Source organism: Pedobacter sp. KBW06 (assembly GCF_003852525.1).
GTDB lineage: Bacteria > Bacteroidota > Bacteroidia > Sphingobacteriales > Sphingobacteriaceae > Pedobacter.
In genome coordinates, this window is the sequence record NZ_QAJL01000001.1 from 1275106 (window position 1) to 1298479 (window position 23374).

A 23374-nucleotide genomic window follows, 5' to 3' on the forward strand; every position below is an offset into this window, starting at 1 on the left:
AAAAATTACGGAGTGACCAGGTACAATCTGTCGTTCGCCGCTTTCAGTTTTGCTTCCGGCAGTTTCAGGACCCTGTCGTAAGTCATGAGTCCATTCGTTTCCTGCTCTACGTCTGTTGTCTGTGTGTATACTGCTGCAGACAACCCCTTTTTGATCAAGCCTTCGATGCTCCGGATAAAGGAATCATACTTATCGAAAAGTTCGTTAGCAGTTTTGAAAGACTGGTATCCCCAATTGTCTTTTTCTTTCCAGGTATGTCCGGGTACCGGCAGGCCTAATCCGCCGAATTCTCCTAAAACAATGGCATGTGTAGGACCAAAAAGATCCGGTCTTGGCATCTTTGGCTCCGGATAATGGTGCAAATCCACAATATCTCCCGTGATCACATGATTGCCACCACTAGCACTGTTAACCAGTCGGGAAGGATCTTTTTCCTTAGTCCATTCTGCGATCTCTTTGGTTTTGAATTGTCCCCAGGCTTCGTTAAAAGGAGTCCAGACTACTATCGATGGGAAATTATGAAGGTCGTCCATGATTTTGCTCCATTCTTTGCGGTACATGGCTTCTGATTCCGGGCTCCGGTTTTTGTCCGTACCACCCATTGTGCCCAGGTTGGGTTCCCAATGGTTCCCAAGGTCGCCGCTAGGCATATCCTGCCATACCAGCATCCCGAGTTTATCACATTCGTAATACCATCTTGCCGGTTCTACTTTAATGTGTTTACGGATCATGTTAAAACCCATTTCTTTGGTCTTGATGATGTCAAAAGTCATCGCTTCTTCTGTAGGCGCGGTATATAAACCATCCGGCCACCAGCCCTGGTCTAAGGGACCATACTGAAAGACAAATTCATTGTTCAGCAGCATTCTCTGGATGCCGTTCTGATCTTTGGCCATGGAGGATTTACGCATGGCGAAATAGCTGCCGGCCTGATCGATGACCTTTCCTTTGCGTAACAATTCAATTTTCAGGTCATATAAGAAAGGGCTTTTTGCGGACCATAGTTTTGGGTTTTCTATGGATAGAGCAACCTGCTCAGTAAGTGCCGCTTCCTTTTGGGAAATTTGATTTTTCCCATCAAATGCAGTGATTCTAACCTGATCTCCAGGCTGAGCAGATTCCACATTTACGCTTACGGTAAGTGTTTTTGCATCGATATCCGGTGTCTGTTTGCTCGCTAGAATATGTGTTTTGGGTACTCCTTCCAGCCAAACCGTCTGCCAGATGCCGGTAACAGGTGTATACCAGATGCCTTCCGGTTTTCTTTGCTGCTTGCCCCTTGGCTGTGGTCCTTCATCCGTCGGGTCCCAGACCCTCACTTTAATTTCCTGTGTTCCTGTTTTTTTAAGCAGGCTGCTGATGTTAAAGCTAAAGGGATCAAAACCTCCTTCATGCCGACCGGCGCTTTTGCCGTTCACGAAGATTTCCGCCTGCCAGTCTACTGCACCAAAATGCAACAGCACTTCCTGATTTTTCATAGAAGCAGGAATGGTGATGTTATTTTTATACCATAATACACTATCCTTACCCACCGTTTTACCGACACCGGATAAGGCCGATTCTACGGCAAAAGGAACCAGGATACTCCCCTGATAACTGGTAGGTTCGTTTTGATTTTTAGGGGTAATCGCATAACTCCACAAACCATTCAGGTTTTTCCAGTTCTCTGAACGAACGAGTTGTGGACGCGGATATTCCGGCAATGGGGCTTTAGGGTTTACCTTAGCGGCCCATGAGGTTACAATTCTGTCTTTAATTAGCGCCCATTTTTTTTCCTGCGCATGTAATGAGGAGTAACTGAGCACAAAAAGCAGTGCAACAGATCGCATTTTGTTCATAAAATTTAATATTTGGTTTCAGGTCTTTAAAGCAATTAGAATCACCTTGTTTGATCAGTTCCAAATATTGGACTTTTAGCGTAAGGTCATTCTATAGTTTTGTATCATAATTTCTTCATTTCGTCTCTATTTAATTAACAATGAGCGGGTAAAAAAATAATCCTTAAGCTTTGTTAAAAAGTGTTTAACAAGGCTTAAGGATTAAGGCGGTCAATTCTGAAATACCGGAATCTGTTTTTTTGCGGGTAATGGCTTGTGTGTTACTTTCCCTGTTTTTCTATCTGTATCAAACGGGCATAGATTTCCATCATTGCTGCCTGATCGATCAGAGACTTCTCTTTATTCTTTCCCAGCAGGTGTTCGGCATCATTTTCTTCTTTCCAGATCCGCTGTGCCTCATTTCTAAAAATATCAATCCAGTCCTTATTCCTGTCAATTTGATACAATTCGATACAGCCTCTCAGCAATACGGCATTAAACCAATAATGTCCGGGCAAGCGATTGTCTTTAAAAAAATAAGCTTTTGATGCTTTCGCTATCTGTTGTGCTTCCTGTAAATACTTTTTATCTCTGGTGATGTCATACAATAAAGCATTGGCCTGAAGCATCGCACCAGCATTGTAAGTATAAAACTTACGGTCGATCTCTCCACCGGGAATTTTCACATTGTCATAGAAGAGGCCTTCCGGGGAGCGCAGTGTTTTATTGGTCCAGTCGTAGACCGCCAAAGCCGTTTCCAGATACTTCTTTTCTTTTGTAGCTTTATACAACTGCAAAGCCACCAATACCGCCGGTGCATTGGAACAGGTATTCTTGGTACTGAAATCGCCCTCCTTCCAATACAAACCTCCACCAGCTTTATTATCCATTCCGGTGATCATATAATCATAGACCATGATGGCGTTCTTCAGGTAATGTTGCTCCCTGGTCCGGTTATAGGCATCCAGATAAGCAATCGCAACCCATTGGTTATCGTCATAAAAACGGGAGCTTAGCCTTTCCGCAGTTACATAATCCTGATAAGCCACCGGTGCCTTTTCACTATAATACTGGTCAATGGCTTTCACTACAGGTTTGAGGTGTTGCTGTTTAGGATACAATACATCCATTTCATTGGCCGCCTGTACCAGTGCACAGAGTGGCCATAGCCAGGAATGTGGGTTCTCTTTTTGTACAGCTGCCGTGGTTTCAAAATACAGGCCTGTTTTTGTGTCTTTCAGCCGGAGGTTGATGTTCTTACTGATGGCTGAAACGTATTGCTCAAAGGTAGCTTTTTGGGCAGACTTTTCTTCATTTTTTGGTGCGGGCTTTTGAGCAGACTTTTGCGCGAAAGCAATTGGTGTCAGGGCTCCTGCCATGAACACCACAACGGTAAATATAATTTTTCTTCTATGCATCATTACTTCAAAATTCCGGCTGCACTGAATTGTGCGGCCGTTTCTATTAACATCATTCCGCTCAATTGCGTGGTCAGGTCTGTTTTGCTTTGCGGGGCTTTATTCCAGGCCGGACTGATCATCAATCCGGGTCTGCTGATCCCCTGCTTATACAAAGTCTGTGCATTATATTTCAGAAATTTAATCAGCTTCTCTTTCTCCGCTGCCGGAACGTCCGGTTCATTGACCAGTAAACTCAGGTAGCGAACCCATACCCCTTTAAACAAACCTCCGTCTCCCTGTCCTTCATCCTTCATCAATCCTCCCGGAGCCAACTCTACATCATTGATGCCCGCAATTGCTGTTTTAACCGCATCATCAAGGTAGGTTTTCTCTTTGGTTGTTTTATACAACTCCAATCCGGCACCGATAAACAAGCCCACATTATAGGTATACTTATTTTTCGAAATCACCCCCGTACCGTCGTAATTGATGCCATCCCAAACGGTAAAGGTAACCGGCTCCACTAAAGTGCTTTTAAGCCAGGTATACAATGTTTTGGCAGTTTGCAGGTCTTCCGCTTTATTCTGTAAGCGGTACAGACGGGCTGCCAGGATAATTGCGGGACCATTGGCCGGTGTATTTTTGAAGTTTGGTTTCCCTTTGCTCCATCCCATTCCTCCACCCTGTACATCGGTAATTCCCTTTTTCATATCCGTCCACAAAATATCTGTAGCCTGTACATAGGTTTCATCTTTAGTCGCATCGTAAGCCCTCAGGGCCGATAATGCCAGCCAGCCCATATCGTCATAAAAATCATTCGGAAAAACATTGCCATTTTGCAGTTTAATGCCATTTAGCAAAGCCTTCATTTTTGTCACATAGACCTGATCTTTAGTCCTTAGAAAGCCATCTGCAAAGATATCCAGCACATGCGCATTGGGCCAGTAATGAAAGGTCGTATTACCCTGATTGTCCTGTATCAGGTAATTTTCATTGGAGGACAGGTAAGTGCTATAAAGTTGTTTTTGCAAGGAATCTGCCAGTCCGCTGTAATTGTAATTCGTGACCACAATCTCCTCATTGTATAGCGGAAACACGTCCTTTTCGCATGAATTCAGCGACATGGAGCCGGCAAATGTGCCGGCTACCATGATCAGTTGGGTTAATCTTCTCATCTTATTTCACAGTAATGGTATGGATATAGGCTGAAGTGGCATTGAGTTTTAAATTCACATCCACCTTCTTATTGTCGGCAGCCTTGATGAATTTGAATGCAAAATCATATTGGGAATTGTTTACCGGGAAAATGTAAAAATACGGAGCCGGAGTATCGGCTGTAGGTGGTTGGTTATCGCTGTTGACGCTGCCCAGCCATTCCGTAGCACTGTTTCCATCTCCGTTTTTCACTTTTACCTGAAATTTATAACGTTCATCCCTGCCCCATGATTCCTGTTTAAAGGCTACCGGCGCATCTGTAGCGGCAAATTGTCCGTTGTTGGTGTAAGGAAGGTCGATGATCACCTTATTGTCGCCACTCAGGAATAAGCCAACTGAAGTAATTTCGGTATAAGTCACCGAAGCGCTGTTAAAATCGACTTTAATCCGGTAAACCTTTGTTCCCCCGGTAGCGGTAATCTGTCCCAGGTTTTTAAGGTTTCCATTCTCTGCAGAAAAAGTTTTGGGCGTACCGCTGTTGCGCTCTGCGAAATTATAGGTACCGTCTTTGATCCTGCTGTAGATCTCAAATACACCCGTCGCGGTTTTCTTAAACTGCCTGGCATTGGAGAGCTCGGTGCCTGTTTCAGTAGCCGATCCCGTTAAGTAAAGATCTGCCGGGATTTCCGAAAAGCCGGCCGGACGTTCCAATTCTATGGTCCTTACCTGTGCGGATTGCTGAACATTGATTCCCTTGGACGAACGCACCGTCCACTTGACCTTTCCGCTGCTGAGCGGTTCGATACCTCCGCTGGCTGCGATCTTATTCAATTCTGCATGAGAAAGACTGAGCTTATTGTATAAGCCATTCCCTTCCGAAGCATAGCTGAATAAAGGATTGGAAAAATCACCCGTCAGTTTATCAAAAACCACTTCGTATAACACGACGCCATTGTCTGCAGCCCTGGCCTGTTCCCATTGGAAATCCATGGTACCAGCTTTGGGATCTAATTTTACGAATACATTATTTACCGGAGCAAAAAGTGTGTTTACTGCGGAAACCTGAGTGTGGTCAAGGCCTTTATCTTTTTTACATCCTGTGATGACAGCGAAGATCAGCAGGCCTATGAAGGAAACTTTATATATGAAGTGTTGCATGTGATGTTGAATTAGTTAAGGTGAATAAATTACCAGCCCGGGTTTTGAGAAAGGTTCGCATTTAAAGCTCTTTCATCTCTTGGAACAGGCCATAAATAGTGTTTATTGACATCAAAGACCCTTTGATTTGCGCGGATATATCCTCCATCAATTGAAGCAGGCCCATATTTGGCACCATGCGCCCATCCGTTCAGCACCTGATCTGCGGTTTTCCATCTTCTGATATCGAAAATACGGAGTCCCTCCATGGCAAGTTCTGATCTCCTTTCTGCGCGAATGGCGGTCCGGAGTCCTGTTTGTCCCAGTCCCGCATTGAAATTAAGTGCTGCAGGATCTACAAATCCGGCCCTGTTGCGCAAAGCTGTTATCGTCTTAGCCCATACACTGCCATCCATTTGATTCAGTTCATTTTTCGCCTCTGCATACATCAGCAATACGTCGGCATAACGGATCAGAATCAGGTTTAATCCGGATACGAAATTCGCCAGCGAAGTCGGATCGTAATATTTACGCAGGTAATAGCCTGTTGGGGAACTCACTCCACCGGCCGCATATTCGTCCATCTTCTGACTCTGATCCGGATCTGTTCCGGGTTTGATATAAATCGTTTTGATGCTCCCATCCGGGTTCTTCCATTTGTAATTGTGGTAAACCAGGGTATAGGTCAGTCTGGGATCCCGGTTCGCATAAGGATTCTCCGCATCATAACCAGAACCGGCTTCAGTAATCGATTTGCCATTGCTCATCAGGTAATTGTCTACCAGTTCCTGTGTAGCCGACATCGCATTCAACCTTGCACCCACAGAGATAGGGGCAAAATCGAACAGGTTATTATAGGTTCTGTCTACCGGAACATACTGCAAATCCAGCAATACTTCTTTATTGTATTCGTTGGCCGGGAGAAAAAGACCCTCGTAAGAAGGAAATAAGCCATAGGTTCCATTGTTGCCATTCATGATGGCCTCACAGGTATTGGCCAGTTCCTGCCAGCGGCCTTCATACAGTAAGACCCTCGCTTTAAGCCCTAAAGCAGCCCCTTTACTAACTCTTCCTTTGTCTGCATCAGCGTATGCGGTATTTAAAGGCAGTACAGCGATGGCTTCATCCAATTCTTTAAGAATAAATTCCAGGACCTGCGCACGGGGCGTTCTTCCGATTTTAAGCGATTCTTCCAGGCTGATGTCTTTATCAAACAGTGGTACATCTCCATACCAGGTCATCAGTTGAAAATACTGGAACGCCCTGAGAAAACGGGTTTCCGCTTTCATTCTTGCTTTCAATACAGGATCCATTCCGGGGACCTTATCTACATTGTCCATAAAGAGATTACAGGTTTTAATTCCGGTATAATGATCGTTCCATTCATTTTTAATGCGTCCAAGCGAAGCATCATAGGTTCCCGCGGCAATAGAAGCCACACCTTCCCCATCACCCCTGCCGCTATAAGCGTTATCCGACAGTGCTTCATTCAGAAAAAACCGGTTGTTGTTGAACATCTGGGAATAGGCCGTGTTGAGGACACCATTCGCCTTTTCTTCGGTAGTCCAATAGTTGAGGTCCGTAAAACGATCTGCAGGCACGAGGTCCAGCTTCTTACAGGAAGAAAGGAGACCTCCCAGAAACAGTACGGATAAGCTTATTTTTATGATAAATAATTTCATATCGATTCGATTAAAAAGTAACATCAAGCCCCATTCCTACATATACAGGAGTCGGATAGGCTCTGGCGCTGTTGGCACCACTACTGGATAAATTATTGCTAAACTCCGTGTTCTCCGGATCCAGGAATTTCAGTTTGGAAAGCGTCAGCAGGTTTTGACCCGTCGCATAAATCCTCAGCTTCTGCATGCCCATCTTTTTAGCGAGTCCCGGAGATAAAGAATAGCCGACCTGTACATTTTTAAGCCTCGCATAAGCTGCATCGTATAAATAGGCATCCGATCCTCTTCTAAAATTATTGGTATTCGACTGACTGCCATTGGCGGCTAATCTTGGATATCGGGCATTGGGATTCACCGGTGTCCAATAATCCAGCTGGTGCTGATACATCACCTGTCCGTAGTTATAATGGAAGGGTTCTACCATCTCCCCGCGAATAAATGCGTTCCGTTTACCTACCCCCTGAATAAAGACACTTAAATCAAAGTTTTGATAACTCACTGCGTAAGTAATGCCAAAGGTGTACCTCGGAAAAGCATTCCCCAAAACAAAACGGTCCCTGTCGTTGATCACCCCATCTTTATTGACATCCACATAGCGAATATCTCCGGGAACGACCGTTAAACCTTCAGGTACCGGACCTCTGTTTACTTCGTCGATGTTCTGGAAGTATCCATCCGTTTTCAGTCCGACATAAGAGTTGTAAGGCAATCCTTCACGAATGATGTATTGCATCTCGTCTGAGCTGGAGATTTTCTCCCTCCCTTCGTACCCGAGCACCTTGTTTTTGGAGTCGCCGATGTTAAATCCGATCTGGTGTTTAAAATGTTCAGCGCTGATGTGATAGTTCACACTAATTTCCCAGCCCTTGTTCTGCATTTTGGCCGCATTAAAATCCGGCAATGAAGTTCCGAAGAGGCCCGGCACTGTTGGCGGCACAAGGATATCCCTGGTTATTTTATTAAAGTAGTCAAAAGAGACCGTCAGGTTATTTTTAAAGAAAGAAGCGTCAACACCAATGTTAAAAGTGGCTGCTCTTTCCCAGCGGATGTCGGGATTTGCAAAGGTAAAGCCTGTACCACTAACGGATTTATTACCGAAACTATACGCATTGGGGAAACTAAAATAGGTGGTCTGAAATTGATAATTACCTACATTCTGGTTCCCCAGAATCCCATAGGATCCCCTGATCTTCAGGTCACCAAAGCGGTTGCGGTAAGCCTGCATAAAATCTTCCTGACTCAAGCGGTATCCCGCAGAGATCGCCGGAAAAAATCCCCACCGGTTTTGTTTACTGAATTTGGAAGATCCATCCACCCTGAAATTGATTTCTGCGTAATACTTATCCTTATAGGCATAGTTTGCACGGCCAAATAATGAATTCAGGCTACTTTCCGAAGTCCGTTGATTGCTATTTGTGGAAGTTGCATTGATCACCGTTTCTGAAGTTGGGGTCCCCAACTCCGGATCCGTAAATTTCCTGTAAATGGCATTGCTTTTATTATCCGCAGATTCATTAGAAATCCCCACAAGGGCTGTCACCTGATGGTCTTTGTTAAAAGTTTTATTGAACTCAGCCATAAACTGAGTGTTGATGAACAGGTTCTTATCATTTACATCATCGGTATTCCGGTCTGAACCGGAAATGCCTTTTGGAAAATAGTTCACCTGCATTGTCCTTGCAAACAAATGGTTTGCCGTTAACGTTCCGCCAATTACTGCCCTTAATTTAAGGTAGTCTGTTGCGGCAAACTCGGCGTTCAGGCTTCCAAAAAGATTGTCATTGTCGTATTTACGGTACCCTCCATTTCTTAAAATCCCCAGAGGATTAAATTCCGACAGGACTTCATTGGTCAGGTATCTGCCCTGCTCATCCTGGAGTTTATAAATCGTAGGAACCCTTCCCGCATCTACAATTAGCGTAGAAGTACTGGAAGCATGATCTTTAATCTGAGATTTCACATAAGATAAGATCGAATTGAGTTTAAATTTACCATATTCATTATTTAGGTTAATCCGGTAGTTGTATCTTTTTAAGCCGTAATCAGGGCCAACGAGGTTACTCCGCTGATCTACATAGCCCATAGAAACAAGGTAGGTCGACTGGCTCGTTCCACCTGATACGCTGACATTGTGATTTTGTTGAAGGGAATTTTTCAGGATAGAATTTAAAAACCATTCCTCATCTCCCCTTTCCTGAAAGTCCCTGATCTGAGCCGCATTGTAAATGGGGGTCAAACCTGCATTTACATTGGCTTCATTTCTGAGAATGGCATTTTCATATCCTTTAACCGGCTTATACAAAATGTGCGGCACCTGTACCCCGGCCATACCATTTAAGACGATTTTCATTCCCGAATCCTTTTTCCCTTGTTTAGTGGTGATCAGGATCACCCCGTTGGAGGATCTGGAACCATAAATCGCTGCACTTCCCGCATCCTTTAATACAGAAACGCTTTCAATATCTGAGGGGTTCAGGAGGTTGATGTCGCCACCAACCAAACCGTCGATGACCACTAAAGGGCTATTGTCGCCCATGGTACCGACCCCTCTGATGTTCAGGTTCATTGCGCCTCCTGGTTCGGCATTACGCTGCTGAACGATCAGGTTGGGAGAAACGCCTTGCAAGGCCTGAGTTACATTCATGACCGGTTTTCCTTCAATCGCCGCAGCGTTAATCCGGTCCACCGCACCGGTCAGGCTCGATCTTTTCTGCGTTCCATAACCGACAACCACCACATCATTCAATGATTGAATATTTTCAATCAGGATGATGTTCAGTTCATTTTGGTTATTTACCGGCTTGTCCTGGCTCTCAAAGCCCAGGTAGCTGAATGATAATGTTCCGGAACCGTCAGGAAGACTGAGGTTAAAACGTCCGTTCTGATCGGTCACTGCTCCTATGTTCGTGCCTTTCAACCTGACATTAACGCCGGGCAATGGCGTACCTTTGGTATCACTTACTTTACCTTTCACCGGAAATACCACAGGATCACCGGTTTTTCCAGTTAAGGGTGTAATCGTGACGGTTTTTTTATTGATCTGATAGCTGAAGGGCTGCCCTTTCATACAGCTTTTTAATGCCTCTTCGATGGAAGCATCTTTTAGCGATAAGGAAACTGGCTTTGCGGTCTTTAGCAACTGTATCCCATAAAGGAAGTCATAACCACTCTGTTGCCTGATGGTCTGCAGGACTTCTTCCATTTGGGCATGCTCAAAATGGAGACTGATCTTCTGTGCGTAAGTCGATGCATTCACTTGTAAAACTGCAAGGAAAAATATAACACACACCAGTTTGATCATACGGATAATTTTGAGCTTTACACAGGAATCCCACCTGCTTGATGCAGTAAATTTTTTATACATTTGGTCGTTAAGTTTAATTTATATTTGGTTGTTCGCGCAATCTTTAAGTTATCTTACACAATTGATATGGACCATACTGCGGCAAACGGTATGGTCTTTTTTTGTCAGGATAACTGTAATCGTTTAGTCCATTACAATAATCCTCCTTCCTTCAATTTTATAATGAATCATTCCTGTTAATTCCAGTCCTTTCATCAATTCATGAATGTCTTTATCCATGGAATAGGTTCCACCAAACTGCTTATTGCTCAGGTTGCCACGGTATTCCACCTCAAGGTCATACCATCTGCTCACCTGCTTCATAATGTCTTCAATCGTATCACCAGTAAACATAAAATAACCGTTTTTCCAGGCTACAGACTTGTTTTTTACTGCAGTAGTAATTCGGATGTGTTGATTTTCTCTATTCAGATCTGCCTGCTGTCCAGGGTATAATAAGGTTTGTCTGTGATTGGCGGCCACTTTTACAGCGCCTTCCAGCAAGGTGGTTCTGATGATTTTTTCGTCGTCATAAGCCATGACGTTGAAATGGGTGCCCAATACTTCAATTTCCTGAAAAGCGGTTTTTACTTTGAAAGGCAGGCGTTCATTTCTGGCGACTTCAAAATAGGCTTCTCCATTTAGTTCTACCTTCCTGCTGTCCTTTGCAGTAAAGGAGACCGGGTAAGTCAGTTTAGAAGCTGCGTTTAACCAGACTTTAGTTCCGTCCGGCAAGAGGACCTGATAACGTCCGCCTTTGGGTGTTTCGATTGTATTGATCAGGGTCTGGTCTGAGGCCAGCTGGTCTTTGATGGAATATACCAGTTGACCGTCCCCGGTTTTACGGATCTCTACGCCGGCTTCTTTAGCCAGTTGTCCGCGCGAAGCATCGTTAAGTTCAATGCGTTTGCCATTCCCCAGTGTTAAGTAAGCTTTGTTTCCACCTGGAACAATCGTCACTTTTTTAGCAGTCTCATTTTCTTTAACAAGAAGATGGAGATGCGGATAAAGAAAGGTGCCAACGGCAATCAATACCAGCGCTGCAATGGCAATCTTAAAAATGAGTGGCCTTAGAGACAAGGTTGGTTTTGTACGAATCTGCTCAAATACCAATTGATCCAGTTTCAATTTGAGCTCCTGCTGTTGCCCCATTTCAGATGCTTCCCATTCCTCAGATTTCTGGTAGGCATGGAAATATCGGTTGTACAAAGCGAGCTCGTTATCAGTCGCCGTTCCATCCGACACTTTATGTATCAGCTGTTGGTATTCTTCCCTATTCATACTTGGTATATATGATGTAAGGCACTTGCCGGAACGTCAGCACCCACGCTGATTTAAAATATTTTTTTTTATTTTGATAAAACGTTTTTTCAATTCCTGCAAAAAAAGCTAAAGGCTCAGGAAGACAGAAAACTTACCGAGGTTGGTTTTCAGTTTTTTAATCGCTTTATTGATCTGGTTCTCCACTGTTTTTTCGGTGATTCCCAGTCGCTCTGCGATTTCCTTATTCGTTAGGTATTCCTGTCGGCTAAGCCGGAACACTTCTTTACAACGGTCGGGAAGTTCTTCTGTAAAATGGCGGATCATCGCACTCAGCTCTTTGACCTCTAATGCTTCATTCGGAAAAGCCGAATCCAGATCTACCTTAGGAATTCCTTCATAAAAAGAAGCACGTACTTTCCCACTCCTGATATAATTGGCGACTTTATATTTTACTGCGGTGAGTAAATACGCTTTAATGGAACTGAGCTCCAGTTTTTCCCGGTGTTCCCAAAACCAGATAAAGACCTCCTGTACCACATCCAAACTGCCTGCTTCTTCTCTAAGTACGTTATAGGCGGAACGATAGAGTACCGCCCAATGTCGCTCATAGATTTCTTCAAAGGCGGCCTGATTCCCCGATTTCATAGAGACGATCAATTCCTGATCCGTAAATACTTCGTATGAATTCATGATGGTTATCTTATGAGAATGTTTGTGACGGTCTGTACAATTTTAAATAATTATTTTCACATTTTACCGCGGAATTAATCCTGTTTGCCAATATATGGAATCTTACTGAGGGTAATTCCTTTACCGCCTATCCGGGGAACACCTTATTATCTACCAAATGACTTCTGCTGATTTTCGCTGAAATTCAATAGAGGAGTTAAGCGATTTGTATCAAAATTCTTCAGATCGTATCAATCTGTCGCTCTGCCATAAGATATCCGGTATTTTACAATAAACTTGTGCTGTAAACCAATATAAACAAGCATTTATAAAATTATGAGCGTCAGGAAATCTATGATTTTGGCCCTGGCTCTGGTTCCATCATGGCTGTTTGCCCGCCAGGAACCCGGCGGCCCCTACGTATTTAACCGAAGCCCACTATATGCTGCTGCTAATGTGCAATTGCCATTAGGCAGTATCAAAGCCAAAGGATGGTTGCTAAAGCAACTTGAACTGCAAAAAGATGGTGCTACAGGAAATGCGGAAGCACTTTATCCGGAAAGCGGGAACCTTGGAGCTGATTCCGACTGGCTGGGTGGAACCGGTGAAAGCTGGGAACGTGCTCCTTACTACGTAAAGGGACTTGTTGCGCTGGCTTATACACTGGGAGATCCGGGACTGAAAGCCAAATCAGAGAAGTGGATCAACCGGACCTTGGACCAGCAACGGCCTGATGGTTCATTCGGGCCAGTCAAAATGAAGGACTGGTGGCCGAGAATGCCCATGATGTATGCAATACAAAGTTATTATGAAGCTACGGGCGACAAGCGCGTGATTGATTTTTTCAGCAGGTACTTTAAATACCAGCTGGACAACCTGGATCAGCAACCTTTATCTGAATGGAGCAAATCCAGAACGGCAGACAATATAGAGATCGTCTTATGGCTGTACAACAGAACCGGAGAAAAATCGCTCCTGCAGCTGGCAGAAAAGTTAAAATCTCAGGCCTATCCATGGACAGATATCTTTACCGGCAATCAATTTTATCATTATGGAGATGATTTCCATCCCAAACATAGCGTTAGTGTAGGACAGGCACTTAAGTTTCCTGCAATCTACTCACAACTGAATAACAGCCCGTTTTACAGGGATGCTACTCAGAAAGGGATTGATCATTTGATAAGGGACCACGGGCAGTCGACAGGAATCGCTTCCGGTACCGAGTTTCTTGCGGGAAGAAGTTCCTTTCAGGGTACCGAAACCTGTACGGTAGTAGAATGGATGCAAAGTCTGGAAACCGCAGCCAGAATAATCCAGGATGTGAAGCTTGGAGACCGGCTTGAAAAAATAGCCTTCAATACCCTACCGGCACAGTTTAGCCGGGACATTAAATCTCATTTATATTACACGCAACCGAACCAGGTATATTGCAAACATGGCAATTCGGGCTTTGATGAAGACTATGATGGTGCTTTGCTGCTCAGCCCTTATTCCGGAATGGGTTGCTGCAGGTTCAATATGCATATGGGCTGGCCCTATTTTGTTAAAAACAGCTGGGTAGCAACACCGGATAAAGGCCTCGCAGTAATTGCCTATGCTCCGGTTGAACTGAGTGCTTTTGTAGCAGAAAGCGTCCCTGTAAAACTTCAGGTGATGACCAATTATCCGTTCGAAGAAGAGATCCGGATTAAGGTATTGTTAGAAAAGCCAAGCTCCTTTCCCTTAAAACTGCGCATTCCGGAATGGTGCAGGAATCCACAGATTTCCATTGATGGTAAAGTATTGCCAGGTGTTAAAACCGGTCAGATCTATACCATTAACAGGCCATGGAATACCAGTAACCTGGTGCTGATCAACTTTCCTATGGAAGTAAAACTCAGCAATCAGGTCAACAATTCGGTAACCGTAGAACGCGGACCAATTGTATACGGACTTAAAATGGATGCGAAATACAGCATCAGCAAAAAACATCCTGTTGAGGGCTTTTTCGACTATGAGGTTTCCCCATCCGCTGCCTGGAACTATGGATTGGTTTTAAGCGGCAGGGACCTAACCGGAACGATTAGAGTTCAGCGTACTGCCATGCCTGAAAATCCGTTTATACAGGCCGGCACTCCGGTTAAACTAAGGGTTACCGCAAAGAAAATACCTTCCTGGACTTCAGCATATAACCAGATGCATGCCCTTGAAGTGCCCCGCAGTCCTGTGGCTTCATCCGCAGAGACAGAGGAAATCATACTGACACCATTTGGATCAGAAAACATCAGGATCAGTAATTTCCCCGTCATTGGTGTTCCGGAAACCGCGGGAAAAATATATCAGGAAAATTTCAGTCAGGCCACGCTTAAAGACTGGCTTTTATATGGTGGCAGCTGGTTCATAAAAGATGGCGCCATCCATGCTGCGTCTAACAAAGGCTCCTGGGGACATGGCATCCATGGATCTAAGGCCATTGCCGCCAACACCCTTTTTGATGACCTCAGCTATGAAGCAACGGTCCAGCTGAACTCGAAAGGGGATGCCGGATTGATCTTTAGGGTTACAGATCATGTGATCGGAGCTGAGGCTTACAATGGCTACTATTTAGGCATCAACGCAGATTCCGGTCAGATCCAACTGGGCAAATCCTCCCGTCAAAAATGGGTGGTTCTTGCTACAGCACAACAAAAGCTGGAACTTGGCAAAGTTTATCAGGTTAGAATAGAGGCCAAAGGTGCTGAGATCAAAGTCTATTTTAACAAGGGGCTAAAACCTATATTTACGGTGACCGATGATGAGTTTAAAGTTGGATCGATTGGGGTAAGGGCTTATGATGCGCTGGCCAGTATTGATAACTTAAGGGCCAGATCACTCAAATGACAGCAGTCTTTTATCTATATTAGGAGGACCGATATTATACGCCTGAAAAATGAACGTTACTGCCTTCGCTACCTTTATTATTGTCACCTTTCTGGTTGCATTGATTTCCTGGTTTAAGACCCGAAGGCATAAAATAACCACCTCAGCAGGGCTTTTTTTGGCGAACCGCAAGCTCAGCTTTACGGCGGTTGGGACGGCCCTGTTTTTCACCAATATCAGTGCGGCAGAATTTGTAGGTAACAGCGAATCTGTATACCTTAACAACATGACGGTCATGGCCTGGGGAGTGAGTTCTGTATTCGCCATGCTGATTGTTTCTGAATTTGTGATCCCCGTTTATTTGAAGGGCGCCATGTCTACCACCCCTGATTTCCTGGAAAACAGGTATGATCCGCAAACCAAGAAACTCGTGTCTCTTGTTTTCCTGATCGGCTACATGGTTAACCTCTTGCCTATTGTCCTGTACACCGGTGCCATCGCCTTAAATGGCCTGTTTCATTTTTCAGACATCTGGGACATCAGTTATGGCAGCAGCATCTGGATCCTGGTTTGGTGCATTGGACTGATCGGGAGTTTGTACTCGATCCTCGGCGGACTAAAAGCGATCGTAATTTCGGACCTCGTTTTGGGCATCTGCATGTTCACCGGTGCTTTATTACTCGCCTACTTCGGACTGAGACACGTTGGGAACGGCGACTTCCAGCAGGGCATACACACCATCCTTTCTTCAAAAACGGAACATTTCAATTCCATAGGAACAGCGGCCGATGCCGTTCCATTCTCTACCATTTTCACGGGGATGATCTTAATGAACCTGTTTTACTGGGGCACGGAACAAGTCATCGTGCAACAGGCCCTGGCCTCTTCCAATCTTGAAGCCAGTCAGAAAGGTATAGCCCTGGCCTGCGCAGGAAAACTGCTTGGCCCCTTACTTTTTATTTTACCGGGAATTATTGCCGTACATATGTACAGCAACATGCAAAACACGACCGAAGTATTTTCCAGGGTGGTCAGTGACGTATCTCCGCCCATACTCAGCGGCTTTATTGCTGCCGTTATTTTTGGCGCGGCAATTACCTCCTACTCGCCGGGCCTGAACAGCGCAAGCACCCTGTTTATCTTAAACCTCTACAAGCCTTTTAAAGAAAAAAAAGGCATTCCGGTTACCGAAAAGAATTTGCTCAGGACCTCCAAACGGTTTGAAATGTTTGCTTCCTTACTGGCCATGCTCATTGCCCCGTTGTTTCTTTTTTCAAGCGATAGCTTTTACACCTTTATGCAGAAAATCAATGCCGCATTCAGTATCCCCATTTTCACCATTATGTTTGTGGGATTTGTCACCAAAAAGGTCCCGCCAATTGCGGCAAAAATAGGGCTGGCATTTTGCCTTACCGGATATATACTTACACAAATGGTATTTGATACCGGCATCCATTTTCTGCACGTACTTGCGATTCTTTTTGTCCTCACTTCGGCCATAATGCTGATCATCGGAAAACTATATCCTATGGAAAGGGCCTACATCGCGCAGGACAAGCCGATTGTTGACCTAAAGCCCTGGAAGAACCGCCATTGGGTAAATGGCCTCCTGTTGCTCATCATGATCCTTTTGTTCCTGCTCTTTTCCCCTCTTTATCTTGCCTCGGCCGGGTAATTACTTTGTGCTATCGGCCCATTGATCTGTCCGGAACGGGGATGCAGGAAGTCCGGAAGCATTGACCAGGTTACAAACCGGGTTATTGCCCCAGGCGTATCTTACCGCAACCGGATTAGTTACCTCAGTACTACTGACCACAATCTGATTTCCCTTTATTTCTGCTTTCGCCCAATGAAATTTCTGATCCGATCCGGCAATGGCAAAACCTTTCAACTCTGCACCATCACTGCTTTTTAAACCTTCGGCAGCAGTAAAGCTCAATTTAATAGTCCCGGATTCTGTTTTAGCAGATTGATATACAGGGCCTGTATAAGGAACATTAACCCCATAGGTTTTTGCAAGCGCAATAAAAGCCAGTCTTTTACCGACATCCTGTTTGTTTTTCGGATGGATATCTGCTGCATCACCTAGATCGATAGCCACCGCCATTCCGGTATTTGCCAGAGCAAGTGTTCCGCGTTGTGCATCTCTCAGTTCTGCCCATGCAGAAGCAGCTGGCGGAGTGGCATCAACCTGCATAAAGTTAGCCAGCTGCACAAAATAGAAAGGGAAATTTCCAAGTCCCCATTGTTTTCTCCAGTCTGTAATCATTGCAGGAAAAAGCGTACGGTATTGATTCGCGCGATCAGCATTGCTCTCCCCCTGATACCAGATCGCCCCTTTAATTGGAAATTGCAGGAAGGGATGAATCATAGCATTGTACAATACCGTCGTGCGGTTAGGACCATCATTTGAGGTTGGCGCTTTCGCAATATCTTTCAGGCTCATGCCCACTTTATAGTGCCATTCTCCATCCAGGGAAAAATGTGCTCCGCCTTCAGAAACAAGGGACATCCCCTCTTTATTGCCATATATTCCACCACCACCGGCACCATCAAAGACCCTAACAACCAATGCAAAGGTTCCTGCTTTTACTTTATCTCCCGGAATGGTATAGCTACGTGGTTTGTTGTAACCTTCCGTTTCTCCTATTTTTTGACCATCTAAAAACGTGATGTCATTGTCGTCAATAGTCCCCAGGTTAATGGTCAGTTCTTTTCCCTCCCAGGCCTGGGGAATGGTAATGTTTTTTCTAAACCAAACTACGCCGTCAAATTCGGGCATTCCTGCCTGTTCCCATACCGTTGGCAACGACATCGTTTTCCAGGAAGAAACATCCACTGAGTTGGCAACCCAGGCTGGTTTACCTGCAACCATACCTGCATCTTTTGCAAGCACCAACTGTTGCCAGCTGGACAGTTGCTGTTCAAAGCTGGAACCGCTTTTACCCTTTTCCACATTTTCAATTTTGTTGACCGCCTCCACAAAATCAGGCATTGTTTTAAGCGTGGCAGCACTGGTCCATGCTTCGGCAATCGTGCCACCCCATGAGGTATGGATTAATCCAATCGGGATTTTAGTTTTATTATAGATCTCTCTGGCAAAAAAATAAGCCACAGCCGAAAATTCAGGAACAAACTGAGGGATGCAAAGCTTCCATCCCGAATTGGCCACCTTAGCATCATCCAAAGGAACATTACTGGTCACATGATCCACCTGCAATATCCTGATCTCCGGATATCTGGCAGCTGCAATTTCCTGCTCATAATCGTTCACCTTTCCCCATCCTGCCAAAGGCATCTCCATATTAGATTGTCCGGAACAAACCCATACTTCACCAATCATGATATTCATTAAGATCAATGGATCCCCATCAGAGATCGTCATGGCATAAGGCCCTCCATAAGATGGGGTAGCCACCAGAATCTTCCAGTTTCCATGTTCGTCAGCTTTTGACGTATAATGCGCCCGGCTCCAGGTGGTACTGATGCTGATCGTTTTTCCCGGATCAGCTTTACCCCAAACCGCAGCCTTTGTCTTTTGCTGGAAAACCATGTAATCGCTAAATATAGCAGGCAGCTTTACTTTTGCATGAACAAAACTGCTGATACAAAGCATTACAGAAAATAGGGTAAGAGCTAAAAGCTTTTGCTGGGTTTTCTTTTGAAGATTCATGGTCATGATTGGTTGTTAACAGGGCTTAATTTACGGCTTCAATTTTTAAAACCACACTTGTTCTTGATGAATTTACATCGGGATTAAATCCTGCTTTCATCAGGAAGTCGCCGGTATAAGTTGTTTCCCCTTTAATGCTCGATTTGGTACCGGGATAAAGGTTTATTTCCTGGATCCTGTATTTCTTTGCAGGGTCAAGTCCCTTTAACAGAATAGGTGAACTGCTGTTTACCGCATATCTATAATTAACCAGGTAATTGAAGATAACTCCTGATGATTTGTTTTCATCAAGATAAAGCATGGAAGCGACGCTTGATTCTGTTGGGTTAGACAAGCGGTATTGATTTCCCTGCCAGATGATCCCTTTCAATGCATCGTAATTTTTTATCGCATCCCGGCAATATTTAAGTTCATCTGCACTAAGTTTGCTCACTACAATATCAAAACCCAGTTTACCCATCATGGCAACGTCTGTACGGAATTTTATCGGTTGTTTACCCCAGTCCGTCACATGGTTGGAAGTGGCGATTGCCGGATAAAAGTAGGAATATTCCCATTGCATAAAAATACGTTCCAGGGGATCTGTATTGTCACTCGGCCAGAATTCGGTGAAATACTGCAGTGCTGCGTAATCGACCCTGCCACCACCACCGGAGCAAAGCATCATCGGTACTTTAGGATATTTTGCCCTGATGCGTTCCAACACTTTGTATAAGCCTTTTACATATTCTATATAAAAATGATTCTGATTTTTGATCGTCGCCGAATGCGCATTATAAATTACCGCATTACAATCCCATTTAATATAGGCCAGATCGGGATTTTTGGTAAAAAGTCCATCCACCACACCATAAACAAAGTCCTGCACTTTTGGATTGCTGAGGTCCAGCGCCAGTTGGTTCCTGAAGTAATGCTCTTCTCTTTGCGGCTGTTTCACCACCCAGTCCGGATGTTTTTCGTACAATTCGCTTTTTGGATTCACCATTTCAGGCTCTATCCAGATTCCGAATTTCACCTGATTATTCTGCGCCTCTTTCACCAGGGAAGAGATGCCGTTTGGCAATTTCTTTTTATTTTCCTGCCAGTCGCCCAGTCCTGCCACATCACCATTACGGGGATATTTGTTGGCAAACCATCCATCATCCAGCAGGAAAAGATCTACCCCCAGTTTCTTAGTGTCTTTTAACAGACCGGCAAGCTTGCTTTCATTAAAATCGAAATAAGTGGCTTCCCAATTGTTTAAAAGCGTTAAGCGGGTTCCTTTTCCATCTAACAATTTATAGTTCCTCGCCCATTGCTGCAGGTTTCTGCTGGCCAGACCTTTTCCGGCTGCAGACAAAGTATATAAGAATACCGGCGTTACAAAAGCTTCATTTGGCTTTAAGGTATAGGTTGAAGCATAGTTGTTGATGCCGGAAACAATTCTGAGGTTGTCCTGAAAATCGACTTCCAGATCGGTGCGGAAATTACCGCTCCACTCCAATGAACCAAATAAAACAGTTCCTTCATCTTCTGTTGCAGGCTTCCCTAAGGAGACCATAAACACCGGTGGCTGAAATAAATTGGCTCTTGTACCCAATTTGCTGTCCAGCGTTTTTATGCCATGGGTAAGCTTCGATTCTTCTGCCTGCATCTCTTTGGCCCAATCTCCATGGTATTGATTTAACCAATAACCACCACTTTTTAGATACAGGTTTGCGGAAGCAAATTTATGTAAGGTCACCCCGCCTTTTTCCTGGTGCTGAATGGAGCTCCATTGTTCTACTACATCTTCTTTAAAATAAGTCTTGTAGTAAAGTGTGACTGAGAAATTGTACACCGGATCTTTTAAAACAATGCTGAGCAGGGAGACATTATTGTCAATTTGCTTTAAATCATGACTGACATACCTGAGGTCCAGGGAATTGTTGCCATCTGCATGCGTCACGCTGATGGCCGGTTCGACCAGATTCCTTGAACCGGATGAGGTATAGGCAGAATTGAGGACCCCTGTATAATCCGGGGTTTGCTTATATAAAGCCGGAACCTGTAAATATTCCTTGCTGCTTGTTAATTTCTTACCGAAATAAATGGTTCCCAGATGTTTACTGGTATCTGTCTGCAGGACCAGTGCATTATTTTGTGTTTCAATGGGGATGATCACTGATTGTGCCGCAGACCTGAGCGGAATGGAGGCAGAGCAAAGCAGTAGTAAACAGAAAGGGAGGAAAGTAGTATTCAATGGGACTTTAAACATTATCAAAGGTTTTATAGCTTATATAATTATTTCGTTATTTTAATCAGTGTGGCATCACCAGCAGGCAATACAAATTCGGCAGTGTTAAGCGAAGCCCCGGATTTATGGGTAAAAAGATCTTCCAGCTGGTATCCGCTAAAGGTATTTAAGCCAAGGGTGGCGGCGTTGATCACAAACTTCTTTTCTTTATCTCCATAATTGAAAATAGCCAGGTAACGTGTATGACCTGTTTGTTTAACAAACATTTCTGAGGCTTCTTTATCCGCTTCAAGGGGCTGGAAGGACTTTCCATCCTTAATGACGGTCAGCAATGCCTGGTTTTGGAACAGTTCTGCCGCGCGCGTGGTCCATGGGCCTTTCGCTGAAAAATCATCACCAACAATAAAAGAACCCGTCACAATTGCAGAAAGCGTTCTCGCACGGTTGGCCCCCATCTCTTCAGTTCCAAGCACCACATGGTCTGCATCCATATAATCATACAAATGGGTTTGCCACCAGCCATAACTAAGGCTGTTGAGCGTGTATTTCGTGTCTCTTATCGATTTAAAGGCATCGCAGGCAATCCTTCTCACATGAATGTACCTACCCGAGGCCATGGTTGGGGAAATGGCGGCATAGACCAGCATTTTACCATCCAGTTGTTTCAGCAAAAAAGACATTCCCTGGTCATAAGCCTGCATTCCTGTGCTCACTTTTGGATCATAAAAATGATCAGATTCTATGGCTGCATGTCCCAGGAAATCAATTTTAATCATTTCATAACCACATTCTTTGAGCTTCCCGATCACGAGGGCGATTCTTTGCTGAGTGCCCGGATGTGTTGGATCTAATGCCCTGGCACCATCGATATCATGATAACCCGAGCCTACTTTGGTCCAGAGTTCTCCAAATTTATAGTTCCCGCCTTCTGCCCTTCTATCGCCGCCCGACTTAAAGCCCCAGTCTGTAAAAGGAGCCCAGTAAATACCCGGTTTTAATCCCCGCTTTTTAACGTAATCTGCAAATTCTTTTAGCTTTGAATAATCCCCTTCCAGTCCGCCTTTCAGCATATTGTCCCAAAAGGAATCCAGGTCAACATATAAGGTGCCCTCACTTCTGAAAGCCTTCAGGCTGTCGGCAAAGAAATCCGTAACCTTAACAATTTTATCAAAGGAAATTTTCTCCTGCATCACGCCCCAGCTGTTCCATCCCAAAGGGGTTGGACGCTTCCATTTGAATACAATCGGGGGTTCTTCAGTTCGGTTAGCCTTTGCATACGCCTCCATACCCATTCTCCAGTCGTCAAATAAGCCATAAAATACCTTCGGAGATTTAACCACATTGCCCCTTAATGTACCATGAGCAATGGTATCCCTGGTGATGCTTTTTTCGGTAAAACCAGCCTGGATCCTGATAAAGGTATTGCCTGTGCTGTCGATACCGGTAAACGTACCTGTTTTCCAAACCCTATGGTTTACTGATCCGGAGATCAGGCCTTTGAATGAACTGTTGTCGTAAATAGCGGCGACCTCTGAACTGACCTGTTGCTCATTTTTCGACAACTGCTTTGAATTATAGCTGATAAAAGTATCGTTATCGAAAGGAACAAATACACTCCTTAGTGCTGTGATGCCATTCAAAACAGGAATAAGGCCCTGAACAGGAGTCATCTCATTGCTGCTGACACCCGCTCCTGAAACTTCGATTTCCACAAAAAAATAAGGCAGCTGATCGTAAGTATAAAAGATCTGCCTCATATCCGGCTTTCCGGCCGCACTAAGGTTAATGGTATGTCTTACCCCTTTTCCAAACTGATCTGAAATCTGAATACTCGTATAGTTCCTTGTTAAATAATCTTTTGAACTATAGACCTTTCCATTTTCTTTAAGGGTTGAAAATCCGCTTTTTAAGAACTCATCAGCATTCTGGTAGACATTAAAAGTTCCTGATTTCAGGTCGTAGACAATTTTCCCTGCCCTGCCAAATTTAAACGTAAGGGCATTGGCCTGGCTCAGAAAAAAGACCAGGAAGAACAAACATGCAAGTATTTTATTTTTCATTGTAATATATTTTTAGCAGCGATGAGGCTGTCATCAGCAGTCCATTGCTTTTTGTAAGCGGCATGCTGATGATGGTTTTATCAATTTGTGTGTATTGAAAAGATCTCCAGCAGAATATCTTT

Annotated in this window: 13 protein-coding genes; 2 read left to right on the forward strand and 11 right to left on the reverse strand. The window is 44.4% G+C overall.

Features of this window, described 5'->3' with window-relative positions; translation table 11 throughout:
- Positions 1 to 5: 5 nt before the first annotated feature.
- The 8 genes from DBR43_RS05015 to DBR43_RS05050 all read right to left on the reverse strand — a co-directional run bounded on the left by DBR43_RS05015 (position 6) and on the right by DBR43_RS05050 (position 12487).
- The gene (locus DBR43_RS05015; protein ID WP_124578498.1) at positions 6 to 1838 is read right to left on the reverse strand and encodes a glycoside hydrolase family 2 protein; all 1833 of its coding nucleotides are present in this window, start codon (positions 1836 to 1838) and stop codon (positions 6 to 8) included.
- Positions 1839 to 2098: 260 nt separating this feature from the next.
- On the reverse strand, positions 2099 to 3238 hold the full coding sequence (locus DBR43_RS05020; RefSeq protein ID WP_233602868.1) for a glycoside hydrolase family 76 protein: 1140 nt from the start codon (positions 3236 to 3238) through the stop codon (positions 2099 to 2101).
- Entirely contained in the window at positions 3238 to 4392 is a 1155-nt protein-coding gene (locus DBR43_RS05025; protein ID WP_124578500.1) for a glycoside hydrolase family 76 protein, read from the reverse strand. The genes DBR43_RS05020 and DBR43_RS05025 overlap by 1 nt, the downstream gene beginning before the upstream one ends.
- Position 4393: 1 nt before the next feature.
- Positions 4394 to 5530, reverse strand: coding sequence for a SusE domain-containing protein (locus tag DBR43_RS05030; RefSeq protein WP_124578502.1), 1137 nt, complete (start codon positions 5528 to 5530; stop codon positions 4394 to 4396).
- A 29-nt stretch (positions 5531 to 5559) separates the two neighbouring features.
- Positions 5560 to 7191 carry a RagB/SusD family nutrient uptake outer membrane protein gene (locus tag DBR43_RS05035; RefSeq protein WP_124578504.1) on the reverse strand — a complete coding sequence of 544 codons (1632 nt, stop codon included), beginning with the start codon at positions 7189 to 7191 and terminating at the stop codon, positions 5560 to 5562.
- A gap of 10 nt (positions 7192 to 7201) precedes the next feature.
- Positions 7202 to 10555, reverse strand: coding sequence for a TonB-dependent receptor (locus DBR43_RS05040; RefSeq protein WP_124578506.1), 3354 nt, complete (start codon positions 10553 to 10555; stop codon positions 7202 to 7204).
- Between the two features lie 123 nt (positions 10556 to 10678).
- Positions 10679 to 11815 carry a FecR family protein gene (locus DBR43_RS05045; protein WP_124578508.1) on the reverse strand — a complete coding sequence of 379 codons (1137 nt, stop codon included), beginning with the start codon at positions 11813 to 11815 and terminating at the stop codon, positions 10679 to 10681.
- A 108-nt stretch (positions 11816 to 11923) separates the two neighbouring features.
- Entirely contained in the window at positions 11924 to 12487 is a 564-nt protein-coding gene (locus DBR43_RS05050) for an RNA polymerase sigma-70 factor (RefSeq protein WP_124578511.1), read from the reverse strand.
- 315 nt (positions 12488 to 12802) lie between these two features.
- On the opposite strand from DBR43_RS05050, the gene DBR43_RS05055 reads away from it, so the two are divergent.
- On the forward strand, positions 12803 to 15325 hold the full coding sequence (locus DBR43_RS05055; RefSeq protein WP_124578513.1) for a beta-L-arabinofuranosidase domain-containing protein: 2523 nt from the start codon (positions 12803 to 12805) through the stop codon (positions 15323 to 15325).
- A 49-nt stretch (positions 15326 to 15374) separates the two neighbouring features.
- Complete coding sequence (locus DBR43_RS05060) at positions 15375 to 16979, forward strand: solute:sodium symporter family transporter (protein ID WP_124578515.1); 1605 nt, start codon at positions 15375 to 15377, stop codon at positions 16977 to 16979.
- Here DBR43_RS05060 and DBR43_RS05065 read toward each other — a convergent pair whose 3' ends face one another.
- From DBR43_RS05065 to DBR43_RS05075, 3 genes are read right to left on the reverse strand one after another with little or no spacing between them, the layout of a single operon-like run.
- Complete coding sequence (locus DBR43_RS05065) at positions 16980 to 18983, reverse strand: sialate O-acetylesterase (protein ID WP_233602870.1); 2004 nt, start codon at positions 18981 to 18983, stop codon at positions 16980 to 16982.
- A 19-nt stretch (positions 18984 to 19002) separates the two neighbouring features.
- Positions 19003 to 21213, reverse strand: coding sequence for an alpha-galactosidase (locus DBR43_RS05070; protein ID WP_124578517.1), 2211 nt, complete (start codon positions 21211 to 21213; stop codon positions 19003 to 19005).
- A gap of 26 nt (positions 21214 to 21239) precedes the next feature.
- Complete coding sequence (locus DBR43_RS05075; protein ID WP_124578519.1) at positions 21240 to 23252, reverse strand: alpha-galactosidase; 2013 nt, start codon at positions 23250 to 23252, stop codon at positions 21240 to 21242.
- Between the last annotated feature and the right edge of the window lie 122 nt (positions 23253 to 23374).